Annotated in this window: 13 protein-coding genes and 1 pseudogene; 7 read left to right on the forward strand and 7 right to left on the reverse strand. The window is 51.4% G+C overall.

What is annotated here, in order from left to right:
• Window positions 1-4: 4 nt before the first annotated feature.
• Window positions 5-1,570, forward strand: coding sequence for a CNNM family cation transport protein YoaE (gene yoaE, locus M2371_RS03830; protein ID WP_259266924.1), 1,566 nt, complete (start codon window positions 5-7; stop codon window positions 1,568-1,570).
• Between the two features lies 1 nt (window position 1,571).
• On the opposite strand, the gene M2371_RS03835 is transcribed toward yoaE, so the two are convergent.
• The 3 genes from M2371_RS03835 to M2371_RS03845 all read right to left on the reverse strand — a co-directional run bounded on the left by M2371_RS03835 (window position 1,572) and on the right by M2371_RS03845 (window position 5,690).
• Window positions 1,572-3,170, reverse strand: coding sequence for an EAL domain-containing protein (locus M2371_RS03835; RefSeq protein ID WP_259266925.1), 1,599 nt, complete (start codon window positions 3,168-3,170; stop codon window positions 1,572-1,574).
• Between the two features lie 140 nt (window positions 3,171-3,310).
• On the reverse strand, window positions 3,311-4,489 hold the full coding sequence (locus tag M2371_RS03840; RefSeq protein ID WP_259266926.1) for an amidohydrolase: 1,179 nt from the start codon (window positions 4,487-4,489) through the stop codon (window positions 3,311-3,313).
• A 10-nt stretch (window positions 4,490-4,499) separates the two neighbouring features.
• The gene (locus M2371_RS03845; protein WP_259266927.1) at window positions 4,500-5,690 is read right to left on the reverse strand and encodes an MFS transporter; all 1,191 of its coding nucleotides are present in this window, start codon (window positions 5,688-5,690) and stop codon (window positions 4,500-4,502) included.
• A gap of 149 nt (window positions 5,691-5,839) precedes the next feature.
• On the opposite strand from M2371_RS03845, the gene M2371_RS03850 reads away from it, so the two are divergent.
• Window positions 5,840-6,748 carry a LysR substrate-binding domain-containing protein gene (locus M2371_RS03850; protein ID WP_259266928.1) on the forward strand — a complete coding sequence of 303 codons (909 nt, stop codon included), beginning with the start codon at window positions 5,840-5,842 and terminating at the stop codon, window positions 6,746-6,748.
• 56 nt (window positions 6,749-6,804) lie between these two features.
• Here the strand turns inward: M2371_RS03850 and sdaA are convergent, their stop codons facing one another.
• The 3 genes from sdaA to pabB form a co-directional block, all read right to left on the reverse strand.
• Window positions 6,805-8,169: an L-serine ammonia-lyase gene (gene sdaA / locus M2371_RS03855; RefSeq protein WP_259266929.1), complete on the reverse strand. Its 1,365-nt coding sequence runs from the start codon at window positions 8,167-8,169 to the stop codon at window positions 6,805-6,807.
• 276 nt (window positions 8,170-8,445) lie between these two features.
• On the reverse strand, window positions 8,446-9,024 hold the full coding sequence (locus M2371_RS03860) for a CoA pyrophosphatase (protein WP_172893918.1): 579 nt from the start codon (window positions 9,022-9,024) through the stop codon (window positions 8,446-8,448).
• A gap of 4 nt (window positions 9,025-9,028) precedes the next feature.
• Window positions 9,029-10,390: an aminodeoxychorismate synthase component 1 gene (pabB, locus tag M2371_RS03865; protein ID WP_259266930.1), complete on the reverse strand. Its 1,362-nt coding sequence runs from the start codon at window positions 10,388-10,390 to the stop codon at window positions 9,029-9,031.
• A 109-nt stretch (window positions 10,391-10,499) separates the two neighbouring features.
• Here pabB and M2371_RS03870 point away from each other — a divergent pair.
• A pseudogene (locus M2371_RS03870) lies at window positions 10,500-10,673 on the forward strand (YoaH family protein); the annotation flags it as partial.
• A gap of 116 nt (window positions 10,674-10,789) precedes the next feature.
• Here the strand turns inward: M2371_RS03870 and M2371_RS03875 are convergent.
• Entirely contained in the window at window positions 10,790-11,134 is a 345-nt protein-coding gene (locus tag M2371_RS03875) for a RidA family protein (protein WP_172893921.1), read from the reverse strand.
• Window positions 11,135-11,263: 129 nt separating this feature from the next.
• Here M2371_RS03875 and M2371_RS03880 point away from each other — a divergent pair, with 129 nt between their 5' ends.
• The 4 genes from M2371_RS03880 to fadD all read left to right on the forward strand — a co-directional run bounded on the left by M2371_RS03880 (window position 11,264) and on the right by fadD (window position 16,476).
• Window positions 11,264-13,174 carry an ATP-dependent DNA helicase gene (locus M2371_RS03880; RefSeq protein ID WP_259266931.1) on the forward strand — a complete coding sequence of 637 codons (1,911 nt, stop codon included), beginning with the start codon at window positions 11,264-11,266 and terminating at the stop codon, window positions 13,172-13,174.
• Window positions 13,175-13,244: 70 nt separating this feature from the next.
• A complete protein-coding gene (tsaB, locus tag M2371_RS03885; protein WP_034495921.1) occupies window positions 13,245-13,940 on the forward strand; it encodes a tRNA (adenosine(37)-N6)-threonylcarbamoyltransferase complex dimerization subunit type 1 TsaB in 696 nt (231 codons plus the stop codon).
• 80 nt (window positions 13,941-14,020) lie between these two features.
• Window positions 14,021-14,587 carry a Slp family lipoprotein gene (locus M2371_RS03890; protein WP_115631818.1) on the forward strand — a complete coding sequence of 189 codons (567 nt, stop codon included), beginning with the start codon at window positions 14,021-14,023 and terminating at the stop codon, window positions 14,585-14,587.
• Window positions 14,588-14,790: 203 nt separating this feature from the next.
• On the forward strand, window positions 14,791-16,476 hold the full coding sequence (fadD, locus tag M2371_RS03895; protein ID WP_259266932.1) for a long-chain-fatty-acid--CoA ligase FadD: 1,686 nt from the start codon (window positions 14,791-14,793) through the stop codon (window positions 16,474-16,476).
• Window positions 16,477-16,479: the final 3 nt, after the last annotated feature.

Genomic DNA, 16,479 nt, shown 5'->3' on the forward strand with positions numbered 1-16,479 from the left:
TGTCATGGAACTCTTAATGGATCCCCAGATTTGGGTGGGTTTACTGACGCTGATTGTGCTGGAAATCGTGCTGGGTATTGATAACCTGGTATTCATTGCCATTCTTGCGGATAAACTGCCACCAAAACAACGTGATAAAGCCAGACTTATTGGTTTATCCCTTGCTTTGATAATGCGACTTGGTCTGCTGTCATTAATCTCATGGATGGTGACGCTCACCCAGCCGCTGTTTACCGTTGCAAATCTGACCTTCTCCGGTCGCGACCTCATCATGCTCTTTGGTGGTCTGTTCTTGCTGTTTAAAGCGACAACAGAGCTGCACGAACGGCTGGAAAATCGCCAGCACGATGACGGGCACGGTAAGGGCTACGCCAGTTTCTGGGTCGTGGTATTGCAGATTGTGGTATTGGATGCGGTGTTCTCATTGGATGCGGTCATTACCGCAGTGGGGATGGTCAACCATCTGCCAGTGATGATGGCGGCGGTGGTTATCGCAATGGGTGTGATGCTGTTGGCATCAAAACCGTTAACGAACTTTGTTAACCAACACCCGACGGTAGTGGTGCTGTGCCTGAGCTTCTTATTGATGATTGGTCTGAGTCTGGTAGCAGAAGGCTTCGGCTTCCATATTCCTAAGGGCTATTTGTACGCTGCGATTGGTTTCTCGATAATCATCGAGTTCTTCAACCAGATTGCGCGTCGCAACTTTATCCGCCATCAGTCGAATGTGCCGCTGCGCGCCCGTACGGCTGATGCGATTTTGCGCCTGATGAACGGCAAACGCCAGGCGCGTCCGCAAAATCAACATGAAGACCACAAGACGATAACGCCAATTGAAGCAGAATCTTTTGCTGAAGAAGAACGTTATATGATTAACGGCGTGCTGACGCTGGCTTCTCGTTCGCTGCGCAGCATCATGACGCCACGCGGTGAGATTTCCTGGGTTGATGCCGATAAATCGAAGGCTGAAATCCGTGAGCAATTACTGGAATCACCACACAGTTTGTTCCCGGTTTGCCGGGGCGAACTTGATGAAATCATCGGTATCGTACGTGCTAAAGAGTTGCTGGTGGCGCTGGAAAATAACGGTGATGTAGCCGCCATTGCGGCACAATCACCAGCGATTGTGGTGCCTGAAACGCTGGACCCTATCAACCTGTTAGGTGTGTTGCGTCGTGCTCGCGGCAGCTTCGTGATTGTGAACAACGAGTTTGGTGTGGTGCAGGGTCTGGTCACGCCGCTGGATGTTCTTGAAGCGATTGCCGGTGAGTTCCCTGATGCTGACGAAACGCCAGAAATCGTCCGCGATGGCGACGGTTGGCTGGTGAAAGGTTCAACTGACCTGCATGCGATTCAGCAGCACCTGGATATCAATACCCTGGTTGACGATGACGAAAATATCGCATCGATTGCGGGTCTTGTTATTGCGGTAAATGGTCAAATCCCGAAAGTGGGCGACATCATTGAAATTGCTCCGCTTCGAATCCAGATTGTTGAAGCCAATGATTACCGTGTGGACCTGGTCCGCGTGGAAAAAGAACGCTCTGAACATGAAGACGAAGAAGAGTGATTTAGCGTAGCGGGATAATCGGCACCGGGTGTCCTTTACGTCGCTGAGGGGGAGTGTTATTCCCCCTCAGCCAACGCGGAAACTCGCTCAATGGCATTGGTCTCGCAAATAAATAACCCTGTAAAACATTCACGCCGCGGCGGCGCAGATATTCTGCCTGCTGCTGCGTTTCTACTCCCTCCGCCACCAAATCAATTCCCAGTCGTTGTGCCAGCGCAATGATGATGTCAGTGACCGTTGAGTTAACCGCATCTGTGCCAATCGCCGCCGTAAACGACTTATCAATTTTCAGCACATTAGGATTTAGCGTTTCCAGATACGCCAGGGAACTCTGCCCGGTGCCGAAATCATCAATGGCCAAATCCACCCCCATCCGGTGCAAGTCACGGACTACGCGGTGATCGACATCCGGTAAAGCGTCGCGCTCGGTTAACTCTAATGTCAGCTTTTGAATGGGTTGCGCCGGGAACCAATGGCGGCGAAGATCGGTGATAATCTCACCTTCATGAAAATGGCTGGCGGCGACGTTAATACCAATGTGGAAGTCACGTGATTTTGGGAAAATATCGATTTGACGAATCGTTTCCTCAAGGACAAAACGGGTCAACGGGGCGATTAAATTTTGCTGTTCAGCAAGGGGAATAAACACATCTGGCGAGATCCATCCCTGACGCGGATTATGCCATCGCAGCAGCAGTTCTACCCCGACACACTGCAAATTTCGGGCGCTCATTAGTGGCTGACAAAATACCTCAAATTCATGTGAGGCCAATCCAACATTAATTTCCCATGAAAAACTCATGCGATTGGCTGTCGCCAGCCAGGCGATGTAACCGATCAGCATACTGAGGATCAGCGCCAGTGGGAGTTGTGTCGGCAAGTTGCCTAATGCCATCGCGCCTGCTGCAGGGCCAATAGTGGTGACGGAAAACGCGAATTTTTCAGAAGCCATTTCATGGCTAACCTGTCCTTCATCCACACTAATTCTCTGCAATAATCCTTTGCCATATTCAAGATGCGAATCTGAAACATTCAATATTGCGCGTGATACCCACGGGCGCTCAGGTTCAAGAATTAATCCGGTCAGCAACTCAATATTGATTATCTGCATCACACCATCGTGGCGACTGTTTGCCAGCGGGATCCAGGATAATAAAATCGGCGTTCCTTTCAATAATGAATGGTCGATTGTAAGAAATAACAGCGGCTGCGCGGAGGGAAGTCGGGGTTGCAGCAGGTTAATCGGCACGGCCCGCGCACCAAAAATGCTTGAGCAATAAAGAATGTCGTCCTTAATCAGTCCGATAGATCGCACCGTTTGCAAGCGCGCGGCATGCTCGCGCATTTTTAACTGCGCGGCCTGGCAGGACATTCCCACTAACGGCATGACATCTTTATTGGCCTGCTCGAGTGGGACAAGAATACTTTCCAGCGTGCTAATGACACGTTGATTAAACGCCTGCATCCGCTGTTCATTTACGTTGCGCTCGGAAACGTAGCGGGCGCTGAGAGTCAGGAAGAGTGCCAGAACAGCTAACGCAACACAGACAATTAAACGCCTGCGGCGATAACCTCTTAAAATGCGTTGAGCCGTCTGCATTCTGTTTGCACCTTGTATGTAACCGCGACCGAAATCGGCACGCAGAACATACAAAGTGTAGTGGGGGATTAGACTTACGTTGTGAAAATCATGCTTTATCGTGACCGGGCAGCACCGATTAATACGTGTTGCCCGGTACACTAACTCACGATAAGCGGGCTAATTAGGCTGAGATGCGTTTTAATGCCCACTTTCATCGCATCTTCATCTAACAGGAAATGAGGGTTGTGGACATTCCACACGGCACCTTTTTCGGGGTTTCGACATCCTACGAAAATAAAACAGCCGGGAACATGTTGCTGATAAGACGAGAAATCCTCGCTGCCAAATAGCGGTGTTGTCACCGTTTGCAGCGTCTGTTCCGGGAAATGTTGTTGAATCACATTGCGCGCAATTTCACACGCCTCGGGATGGTTATTACCGACCGCATAACCTGGTTGCCACTCAATTTCAAAGCTGGCGCCATGAGCGGCAACGATTCCGGCAATCACTTGCTGCATCAGTTGAGGAACTAACTCACGAACCTGCTGATTGTGCGTACGCAATGTGCCTGCAAGGCGGGCGCTATTGGGGATGACGTTGTAACTTTCGCCCGACTGGAAGGTGGCGATGGTTAAAACTGGCGCGTGAAGTGGGTCCAGTTTGCGTGCGACGATTTGCTGCAAAGCGCTTACGATTTCGGCCCCGATAACAATCGGGTCAACGCACAAATGGGGCATTGATCCGTGCCCACCTTTCCCGGTGATAACAATATCGAAATTATCACTCGACGCGCTGAACACGCCTTCTTTTAATGACAGGGTTTGAGTGGGTTTATCGGGCATGACATGCAGGCCGAAAATGTATTCCACATTTTCTAATACGCCCAGATTCACCAGTTCCTGCGCGCCACCCGGCGGCACTTCTTCGGCATGCTGAAAAATAAAGCGCACCGATCCGTTGAGCTGCTCCTGGAAATGGCAAAGCACTTTTGCCGCGCCCATTAACATGGCGCTATGCGCGTCATGTCCACAGGCGTGCATCACGCCAGGCTTACATGAGGAGAAGGTTTCACCGCTCTCTTCCTGAAGAGGAAGCGCGTCAATATCTGCCCGTAGCGCCCACACCGGGCCAGGATGTTTCCCGCGTAATTCGGCGACCACACTGTTAGAGGTTAAGCGCCGTAATTCAAGATGACCAAAGCTTGCAAGCTCAGCGGCAATGTAATCTGCGGTGGCCATTTCCTGGAAGGACAGATCAGGATTCGCATGAATATGCTGGCGCCAGCGAGACACATCATGGGCAACTTCTTCGGTCAGAATATCAATATTGAAAGTCATAATGGCTCCGTTATTCGGTCACTGTGTTTAGCGCGGTTTTCTTTGCCATCAGCGGTATGACGGCAAGTGCGGCACAAATCATCGACAAAGATAAGAAGATAAAAGTGGTGTAGTAGTCCTGGCTGATGCCAATCAGATAACCCATCACAATCGGCGAGACGAATCCGCCCAGCGTACCGCCCGTGTTAATCAGGCCAATCGCCGCTCCCATGGTTTCGACCGGCAACCGTTTCATTGGTAGGGTGAAGGCGGTAACAAAACTGCCCATTAAAAAGACCTGACCTAAAAACAGGAACACGCTGGCCGCTATCGGGGAAGCCATGTGGTAAATCGTGAAGATGCACAGAGCGCTGGCAATGGCGCAGGCGACAATCACTAACGGTTCGCGGCCCTGGAAATACTTGCCGACCAACCAACCGGTTCCCAGCGAGGAAATCCAAATCCCTAAACCACCTGCCGCAATAACCAGACCCGAGGTTTCAAGTGGCATATGGCGTTGCTGGACTAAAAACTTAGGCAGCCACGCCATCAGGCCATAGCTTGGAATATTGATGCAGAAAATAGAGACAAACAGAAGAACCACGGTTGGGTTTTTGAGCAGCGTGCGGTAACTGACGGTAGATGCCTTTTTGGCTGCAACAGGCGGTTTTTGTACCAGCATAAAAATAACAATCGCGACGGCGCACGCCAGCAAACCTAAACCCGCGAACGAACCTCGCCAGCCGATATGCGTCAAGGCACTGACCGCCACCATCGGGCCGATTGTCATCGCAAGTCCTGCCGATGACAGCAGAATTGACTGTGCAAAAGTCCTTTTCTCAATGCTGAAATTAGTCACGACGGCTTTGGCGCAGGAGCACGGATAGCCTGAATGGCCAATCCCGGAGAGAAAGCGGAACACGATCAACATGCCAAAACTTAATCCCAACACACCAAAGCACAAGGCAAACCCGCCGAGCAGGCAAAGTGAAGCAACCAGCATGGTACGAAAACCGATGCGGTCATTCAGCCAGCCTGCGGGAATTTGAAACAGCGAATAAGACAGAAAGAAAATGCCAGTGATGTAACCCAGTTGTTGAGTTGAAACACCAAACTCTTTTTCGATGGGCAATAATGCGAAGCCCATCACCGTTTTATCTATATAGACAATGACATAGCCCAGAAATAACAGGAAAATCATCAAAGAGTGATTCTTTTTCATTATGCGGACCCTTATGCGGAATTCCGTCCCAGTGGGCTAGTTGCCCCGGTTCAGACAACAAACGTTGATATCTATATAAGCAGTGCGGGTAATCCGGCAAAAGATGCAATTTTGTTTGGGGTGATGCTTTTTGTTGATAGGGGGTGCGAATGAAATATTTACCGAAAATGCAGCAACTACATGTTTTCAGGCAGGTGGTACGCAGCCGCAGCATTCGCGGAGCAGCGAGGGTCATGGGGCAGTCTCAGCCCGCAGTAAGCCGCACGTTACGAGAGCTGGAGCAAGTTTTATCTGCACAACTTTTTTTACGCGGTAACGAAGGCATCACCTTAACGGAAGCGGGAGAGGCATTTGCCCGTCGTGCTGAGTGGATTCTGGAGGAGTTGCAACGTGCCGCCGAAGAAGTGGAGCAAATTAACCACTTTTCCCAGGGCAAGTTGAATATTGGTTTTTCTTCACTGATCGCGCTAAGTGTGTTTCCCGCGGTGGCAGACAGTTTCAAATCGCGATTGCCGCAGGCCAGTTTGCATATCAAAGAAGGGCAACTGGCGACCTTACTTCCTCTGTTGCAGCAGGGGGAACTGGATTTAGCGATAGGCACCATTAATCCGGCTAAAGTGCCTGAAGATGTGATGGTCGAACCGCTTTTTAGCGCGCCATTTTGTGTGATTGCCCGGCGGGATCATCCGCTGGCCGATGCCACTTCGCTTGCACAATTGAGAAAGGCGAAATGGTTATTGCCTGAGGCGAATATTGGCTATTACCAACAGCTTCAGGATGAACTGAACGAATTTTATGGTCAGATGCATGAAGCGCCGATTCGCACAGATTCTGTGATTTGCGGACTGAATATGGTGTTGCATTCGGATTATCTGACGATTGTCGCCAGAGCGATGAGCACGCCGCTATTTTTGCAGGACCGGCTAACCGTGTTGCCAATCACCACGCTTCCGTCGGCGCAATATTGCGTCATCTGGTCGCAGAAGTCTGATTTGACGGCAACAGCGCGCCAGTTTTTATTAGCGCTTCGTCAGCAGTGCCAGAATTACCCGTGGTAGATATAAAAACGGCCCTCTTTGCAGAGGGCCGGAAGGGGATGAGTCACACTGGACGGTTAGTAACACTGAACCTTGATGGCCAGGCCGCCACGTGAAGTTTCACGGTATTTGGAGTTCATGTCTTTGCCAGTTTCGTACATGGTTTCAATCACTTTATCGAGAGAAACACGCGGCTCGCTGGTGCGGCGCATCGCCATACGGGTGGCGTTAATCGCTTTAACCGACGCAATGGCGTTACGTTCGATACATGGCACCTGAACCTGGCCTGCGACCGGGTCACAGGTCAAGCCAAGGTTGTGTTCCATGCCGATTTCCGCTGCAACACAAACTTGCTCCGGACTCGCGCCGAGAATCTCAGCAAGCCCTGCGGCAGCCATAGAACAGGCCACGCCGACTTCACCCTGGCAGCCCACTTCAGCACCCGAAATTGACGCGTTCATTTTATAAAGCGCACCAATCGCACCGGAGGCGAGGAAGTAACGAATATAGGTATCCGGGCTTACCGACTCGATAAAGTGGTCATAGTAAGCCAGAACAGCCGGAACAATTCCGCACGCGCCGTTAGTCGGGGCGGTGACAACACGTCCGCCCGCAGCGTTTTCTTCGTTAACCGCCAGAGCAAACATGTTTACCCAGTCAATCACGTTCATCGGGTCGTGGGACAGTTTATCGCTTGAAACCAGCATACGACGCAGCGCGGAGGCGCGGCGCGGCACACGCAATGGGCCAGGCAGCACGCCTTCGGTATTCACACCGCGATCGATACAGGCACGCATGGTTTGCCAGACGTTAGCAAAATACTCTTCGATTTCTTTACGGCTGTGCAGAGCCAGCTCGTTCTGCATAATCACGCCAGAAAGGGACATGCCTGTCTCTTTACAATGGTTGAGCATCTCTTCGGCGGAATTGAATGAGTAAGGTACGACAATTTCGTTAGCGGCATCTTTGCCGAAGTTTTCTTCATCAACGATAAAACCGCCGCCGATGGAATAATAGGTCTTTCTGTAGATCTCTTGCTCGCCATTAAAGGCGTGGATGGTCATGCCATTTTCATGCAGAGACAGGTTGTCATTGCGGAAACACATGCCGGAGTCTTTCGGGAAATCGACTTCATGACGACCCTGGGCAAGCCACAAGCGGTTACGAGTTTCTACATCACGAATAAACGCCGGGATAGAGTCGATATCAACGGTAGCAGGTTCGTTACCTGCAAGACCCATGATAATAGCAATATCGGTATGGTGCCCTTTGCCTGTCAGAGAGAGAGAACCGTAAACGTCGACACTGATACGGGTCGTCATTTCCAGTAATTCTTTTTCGACCAGGTCATCGACAAATAACTTACCGGCCTTCATTGGACCGACGGTATGGGAACTGGATGGCCCAATGCCTACCTTGAACATGTCGAATATGCTAATCACGCTAAAACTCCTTTCAGGACACCGGCTAAATAAAATTTGCTGCTGCAAAATCGCAGCTGGCTAGTTTAAAAATTTATTGGTCACCGTGGTAAACTATTCACATGAATTAAACTAATGGTTAACCGTAGCTTGACTAATCCGGCCTGTAGAGTGCGTTTCCAGGGCGGTCGGCGGCAGCGGTATCCATCAATTCATTACCCATTTCATCTGTATGGGAATGAAACCACAACGAGACACTCTGCTAAATATAGCTGGTTTCGCAGGATTAAAGAGTGATCAGGGTTCCACACCTATCTGTAAAGCTAACTCACGGATAATTCCGGCCGTCATCCCCCAGACAAAGTAATGTTGATACCAGGAAAGCCAGACGCGGTGGGCATTGCCACGGCGGTGAATATCCAGCGGATGGTAACGCCCAAGAGTTAATGCTTCCATTAACGGCATTTCAAACACGGCGGCCACTTCGTCTTCACTGGCTTGATACGGTAAATTGGGAGGGATGATGCCCACGACGGGCGTGACCTGAAATCCCGTGACGCTATCCACAGGTGGGAGTGTGCCAATCACTTCGACGCTGTCTGGCGAGATAGCGACTTCTTCCCAGGCTTCGCGCAATGCCGCAGCAATCAAAGACTCGTCGGTGTCGTCCACCGCGCCGCCTGGGAAAGCAACTTGCCCCGCATGTTTGCGCATCAGCGCCGAGCGCTGTGTCAGCAGAAGTCCGGGCTGTGGACGACGCACGATAGGGATCAACACTGCGGCCTGGCGTTTGTTACCGCTCACGCGGGTGACAGGCGGTTGCAGCAGCTGAAAACGGGATAAAAAATCATTCATGCTCAGGGACGAACCAGACATCACTTCAACTCTCTAGTTGCGGCAAGATACGATTAACTTTATCAAAAGTTTCCTGATATTCCGCAGATTCAACACTATCGGCCACAATGCCGCCACCTGCGGAGCAATATAATTTCCCCCCTTCAGCGGTGAGCGTTCGGATAGTAATACTGGTGTCCATATTGCCGCAGAAGCTCAGATAGCCAATGCTTCCACACCATGCGTTGCGGCGCTGAGGCTCCAGTTCTTCAATCACTTCCATCGCTCGTACTTTCGGCGCGCCAGTAATCGAACCGCCAGGGAAACACGCTCTCAGCAGATCTGTCGCCTGTAAATGCGCAGGCAACTGCGCGGTGATCGTGCTGACCAGATGATGCACCGCCGGGAAGGGTTCCACGACAAACAGTTCCGGGACTTTTACGCTGCCGGGCACGGCAACGCGACCAATATCATTGCGCAATAAATCCACAATCATCAGGTTTTCAGCACGATCTTTCGGTGAATTTGCCAGTTTTTCAGCCTGCTGTGCATCGGCAACGGGGTCTTCAAGACGCGGCAGCGTGCCTTTTATCGGGCGCGTCTGGATCATCTTGTCTTCAAGCAGAATAAATCGCTCTGGCGACAGGCTCAAAACGGCGCTTTCAGGTAAACGAATAAAGGCACTGAACGGCGCGCGGTTCGCCGCGTTCAGTCGCTCGAACGCTTGCCACTCATCGCCTTCATAACTGGCATGAAAACGTTGCGCGAGGTTGACCTGATAGCAGTCGCCGCTTTTGAGATATTCCTGTACCTGACGGAATTTAAGTCCATACTGCTCGCGGGTCATATTGGACTGCCATGCGCTGGTCAGATGGAACGGCTCGTTTGCGATGGGAACCTGAGACTCAAGCCAGTTGAGTCGGGCTGAATTGTCTCCCCAGCAAACCAGCGTGAGCATTTTTAAATGATGGTCAGCAATAAGTGCCCAGTCATAAATACCCACCGCCATGTCCGGTGTAGTGAGTTCAGCCTGCGCATATTCAGGCAATTTTTCAAAATGACGTCCGAGGTCGTAACCGAACAAACCCAGTGCTCCCCCTAAAAAGGGCAAGTCCGCGTGTGTTGCGGGCTGATAACCGAAACGGTCCAGCGTGTGCTGTAACAATTTTAGCGGACAACCATGATGCGCTGACTGCGCACCTGCTTTGCAAATTGTGGTTTCCACACCGCGTGTGACCAACGTTGCGACAGGATCCGCTGCCAGAATATCAAAACGATTATGCGGATGGTCAGCGAAGCCGGAATGCAGCAGCATGGCCCAGGGTTGATGTGCCAACGCTCTGAAAGTCTGTTGAACAGCATCCGGATGCCACGGCAAAGTTTGATAAGTTAGAGTTTGCAACGTCATAAACCACAACTAGAAAATAGACAGATAGCCCTGCCAGACCAGGAAACCCTCTGGAAACCCCGACAGCAGCGTGAAATAATTAACCCAGGCAATGTAACAGGAGTCGAAAATGTTTGCAGGATTACCCTCATTATCCCATGAGCAGCAGCAGAAAGCAGTCGAGAGAATTCAGGAACTGATGGCCAACGGAATGAGCAGTGGGGAAGCCATTACGCTTGTCGCGGCCGAAATTCGTGCCACTCACACCGGTGAAATGGTTGCGGTTCGCTTTGAAGATGACGATGTTGGTGACGCTGAAAGCGATGAAGAAAACGAAAGTAACGACGATGAAGAAAGATACGTCGATCATTATGAAGAGAATGATGACGATAAGTGACGTGGGCAGTAGCCCACGCCAATTTAAACTGCTGCGATAATCTTAATTTCTACTTTGTAACGCGGGTTCATCAATTTTGCCTGAACGGTACAACGTACCGGCGCATGACCCGCGACGACCCACTCATCCCATGCTTTATTCATGGCTGCAAAATCACTGCCTTCTGGCAGGAAAATAGTGGCATCAAGGATTTTGCTTTTATCACTGCCTTGCTCAAGAAGCACCGTGTCGATTTGCGCCAGGGTATTGGCGGTTTGTTCGTAAGCATCCGCATCCAGGTTTTCTGGCACACCGGTGTAATAAAGGGTGTGGTTATGGATGACCGCATCAGACCAACGCGCTTCAGGTTTTATACGCAAAATACTCATCACTGTTTCCTATTCAGGGTACATATTATCGAGGCACAGACTGCCACAATCCGCCGGGCGCTTCCACAGGCTTGCTGGATTAACACCGCTCAGGCTGACATAATACTGTCAATAAACCCAGGGGGTATTGTGACAGACGATTTTGCAGCAGACGGCCAACTCGCCACGGCGATAACTGGTTTTAAACCGCGTGAACCGCAGCGCCAGATGGCAGAAGCCGTCACCAGAGCTATCGCTTCCGGGCGTGAGCTGGTGGTGGAAGCGGGAACCGGGACCGGTAAAACCTATGCGTATCTGGCTCCGGCTCTGCGCTCAGGCAAAAAAGTCATTATTTCAACGGGTTCAAAGGCTTTGCAGGATCAGCTTTTTTCGCGTGATTTACCCACCGTTGCCAAAGCACTGGATTTCAAAGGGCGGTTGGCTCTGCTCAAAGGGCGTTCCAACTATCTGTGTCTCGAGCGTTTAGAGCAAAACGCGCTGGCAGGCGGTGATCTCCAGGTCCAGACGCTAAGTGAGATCGTTAAGTTGCGCGGTTGGGCGATTGAAACCGTGGATGGTGATATCAGTACCTGCACCAGCGTGGCGGAAGATTCTAACGTTTGGCCATTAGTCACCAGCACCAATGATAACTGCCTGGGGCAAGACTGCCCGCTTTATAAAGACTGCTTTGTAGTAAAAGCGCGTAAAAAAGCCATGGACTCTGACGTCATCGTGGTCAATCACCATCTCTTTTTGGCTGATATGGTGGTGAAAGAGGGCGGTTTCGGTGAACTCATTCCCGAAGCGGAAGTGATGATTTTCGATGAAGCGCATCAAATCCCGGATATCGCCAGCCAGTATTTTGGGCAATCGGTATCGAGCCGACAACTGCTCGACATCGCCAAAGATATTTCGATTGCTTATCGCACCGAAGTCCGTGACGCCCAGCAATTACAGAAAAGTGCCGACCGTCTGGCACAAAGCACTCAGGATTTCAGGCTGAAACTCGGCGACCCGGGTTATCGCGGCAATCTGCGCGAACTGTTAGCCGAACCGTCTATCCAACGCGCATTGTTATTGCTCGATGATGCGCTTGAGCTTTGTTATGACGTGGCGAAAATGTCGCTGGGTCGTTCCGCTTTGCTTGATGCAGCTTTTGAACGGACGGTGATTTTACGCGGGCGAATCAAACGCCTGAAAGAAGTCGACACGCCGGGCTACAGCTACTGGTATGAATGCAATTCGCGCAATTTCACGCTGGCGTTAACGCCGCTATCTGTCGCTGATAAATTCAAAGAAGTGATTAGTGAAAAAGCAGGCACCTGGATTTTCACCTCCGCAACACTTTCGGTTAACGACAAACTCAGCCACTTTACCGACCGTCTCGGTATTGATAATGCAGAAACTCTGCTGCTAGCCAGCCCGTTTGATTACGCCACTCAGGCGTTGCTGTGTGTACCGCGCGGCTTACCGACACCCAACCAACCCGCCGCAGGTAAGCACCTGGCAAAATTGCTTAAGCCGTTGATTGAAGCCAACAATGGCCGCTGCTTTATGCTGTGTACTTCCCACGCCATGATGCGCGATCTGGCCGAGCAATTTCGCGCCACGATGACCTTACCGGTTTTGCTGCAAGGTGAAACCAGCAAAGGCCAGTTGTTGCAGCAATTTGTCGATGCGGGAAATGCTCTGTTGGTGGCGACCAGTAGTTTCTGGGAAGGGGTGGACGTGCGTGGTGATGCACTTTCATTAGTGATAATCGATAAACTGCCGTTTACCTCGCCGGAGGATCCCTTACTCAAAGCGCGTATGGAAGATTGTCGTTTGCGTGGCGGGGAACCGTTTGATGACGTGCAACTTCCGGATGCCGTGATCACCCTAAAACAGGGCGTGGGGCGCTTAATCCGCGATGTCGATGACCGGGGCGTGCTGGTCATTTGCGATAACCGACTGGTGATGCGTCCGTACGGCGCCGTGTTCCTTAACAGCCTGCCAGCGACGCCGCGCACGCGCGATATCAATCGGGCAGTTGAGTTCCTTAAGTTCCGACCGGAGCAGTAATTTGTGCCAGACTATGGTATGATGCGCGCCGATTTTTGACCCTATTTTCCCGCCAGAGGTTGGCAATACCATGCGAATTTTAGCCATCGACACTGCGACAGAAGCTTGTTCAGTTGCCCTGTATAACGAAGGGAAGTCTAGCGCCCATTTTGAACTCTGCCCACGCGAACACACGCAACGTATTCTTCCGCTGGTGCGTGACATCCTCAATGAAGGTGGCGTTGGTCTGACCGCATTGAATGCGCTTGCTTATGGCCGTGGCCCAGGTAGTTTTACCGGTGTGCGCATTGGCATTGGCATTGCTCAAGGGCTGGCTCTGGGTGCTGAATTACCGATGATTGGTATTTCGACTCTGGCTACCATGGCGCAAGGTGCCTGGCGAATGACGGGTGCAACCCGTGTACTGGCCGCAATTGATGCGCGAATGGGTGAAGTCTACTGGGCTGAATACCAGCGCGATGAAAACGGCGTGTGGCACGGTGAAGAAACAGAAGCAGTCTTAAAACCTGAAGCGGTTGCCGAGCGATTGAAACAACTTCAGGGGGAATGGGCTACAGTCGGTACAGGTTGGCAAGCCTGGCCGGATATGGCGCAGGGAAGTGAACTGGTCATCCGTGATGGCGAAGTGACTCTTCCTGCGGCTGAAGATATGTTGCCTCTGGCAATTCAGGCATTAAATGATGGTTGTACGGTGGCGGTAGAACATGCCGAACCGGTATATCTGCGTAACGAAGTGACATGGAAGAAACTTCCAGGCAGAGAATAGTTCACAACGCTCGTGAGGCCGATACGGCGTTAAGGAGAAAGGATATGTCTGGTTTACATGTCAGGATTGTTACCCGTTTAATGGCAGTAGCTGCCGTCGTGATGCTCAGCGGTTGTGTCACAGTCCCCGATGCCATTAAAGGCACGAGTGCGACACCGCAACAAGATTTAGTGCGGGTGATGAATGCACCTCAGCTTTACGTCGGGCAGGAAGCGCGTTTCGGCGGGCGAGTGGTCAACATCGATAACAGAAAAGGAATTACGCGTCTGGAAATTGCGACCGTGAACCTCGACGAAGGTGCTCGTCCACAATTGGGTGAGCCATCGAAAGGGCGCATTTACGCAGATGTGAATGGCTTCCTGGATCCGGTCGATTTCCGTGGGCAGTTGGTCACAGTGGTCGGCCCAATTACCGGCACAGTTGAAGGCAAGGTAGGCGAAACACCGTATAAATTTATGGTGATGCAGGTGAACGGCTATAAACGCTGGCGTGTCACCCAGCAAGTGGTGATGCCACCTCAACCGATTGACCCGTGGTTCTGGGGCGGGCCATATCCCTATCGAGGCCGCTATGGTTACGGCGGCATGTGGGGCGGCGGATGGTATAATCCAGGCCCTGCGCAGGTGCAGACTATCGTAACTGAGTAATAACGTGTTTTACCGAAATGAAGAGGCAGCGGCATGTCCGCTGCCTCTTCATTTTGTCATGGAATAAAAATAATTAGTGATGTGCTTCGCAACCTTAAATCAGTCTAATTAATAAACTGGTACGCTGAGTTAATATTATGTTAACGGCGTGTTTCTATATTGGGGTTGTGATGACGACGAATAATAAATTCAGAGGTGGATCCTTGAAGAAGGTTTGGCTTAACCGCTACCCAGCCGATGTTGCGGCTGAGATAAATCCTGACCGTTATCAGTCCCTGGTAGATATGTTTGAGCAAGCGACGGCGCGTTACGCCGATCAGCCTGCATTTATGAACATGGGCGAAGTGATGACGTTCCGCAAACTGGAAGAGCGGAGCCGCGCATTTGCTGCTTATTTGCAACAGGGTCTGGGCCTGCAAAAAGGCGACCGTGTTGCGTTAATGATGCCCAATTTATTGCAATATCCGGTCGCGTTGTTTGGCATTTTGCGTGCGGGAATGGTGGTGGTGAACGTTAACCCACTGTATACGCCACGCGAGCTTGAGCATCAGCTCAACGACAGCGGTGCCAGCGCGATTGTGATTGTTTCGAACTTCGCGCATACCCTGGAAAAAGTCGTTGATAAAACCCAGGTGAAGCACGTTATTTTGACGCGTATGGGCGATCAGCTTTCTGCGGCGAAAGGGACGTTGGTCAACTTCGTGGTTAAATACATCAAACGTCTGGTGCCGAAATACCATCTGCCGGATGCCATTTCATTCCGTAGCGCGTTGCAACACGGCTATCGTCTTCAGTACATCAAGCCGGAGATTATTAATAACGATCTCGCGTTCTTGCAATATACCGGCGGTACGACTGGCGTGGCGAAAGGGGCGATGCTGACGCATCGCAACATGCTGGCGAACCTTGAGCAAGTCCGCGCGGCCTATAGCCCGCTGCTGTATGAGCGAAAAGAGCTGGTGGTCACCGCATTACCGCTCTATCACATCTTCGCGCTGACCATGAACTGCCTGCTGTTTATTGAGCTTGGTGGCCAGAACTTGCTGATCACTAACCCGCGTGATATCCCGGGGCTGGTGAAAGAGTTAGCGAAATATCCGTTTACCGCGATGACGGGTGTTAACACGCTCTTCAATGCGCTGCTCAATAACAAAGAATTCCAGCAGCTCGATTTCTCAAGCCTGCATCTTTCGGCGGGTGGCGGAATGCCAGTGCAGCATGCTGTTGCGGAACGCTGGGAAAAACTCACCGGACGTTTCCTGCTCGAAGGTTACGGCCTGACTGAATGCGCACCGTTAGTCAGTGCCAATCCACATGATATGGATTACCACAGCGGGAGCATTGGCTTGCCGGTGCCATCCACGGAAGTGAAACTGATTGATGACGAAGGCGAAGAGGTTCCTGCAGGTGAACCGGGTGAGCTGTGCGTGAAAGGGCCGCAGGTGATGCTGGGTTACTGGCAGCGCCCGGATGCAACCGATCAAATTCTGCAAGATGGCTGGCTGCGCACCGGTGATATCGCGGTGATGGACGAAGAGGGCTTTATGCGCATCGTCGACCGCAAGAAAGATATGATTCTGGTTTCCGGTTTTAACGTCTATCCGAACGAAATCGAAGATGTGGTTATGCAGCACAGCGGTGTATTAGAAGTCGCGGCAGTTGGCGTGCCGAGCGGCGCATCCGGTGAAGCGGTAAAAATCTTTGTTGTGAAGAAAGATGCGTCGTTGACCGAAGAAGCGCTGGTGGTATTTTGTCGCCGCCACCTCACCGGTTACAAAGTGCCGAAGCTGGTGGAGTTCCGCGAAGAACTACCAAAATCGAACGTAGGTAAAATATTACGACGAGAACTACGTGACGAATCGGTCAGTAAAGGCAACAATAACGCCTGAGCT

The organism is Buttiauxella sp. BIGb0471 (genome assembly GCF_024807715.1).
GTDB classification, from domain to species: domain Bacteria; phylum Pseudomonadota; class Gammaproteobacteria; order Enterobacterales; family Enterobacteriaceae; genus Buttiauxella; species Buttiauxella agrestis.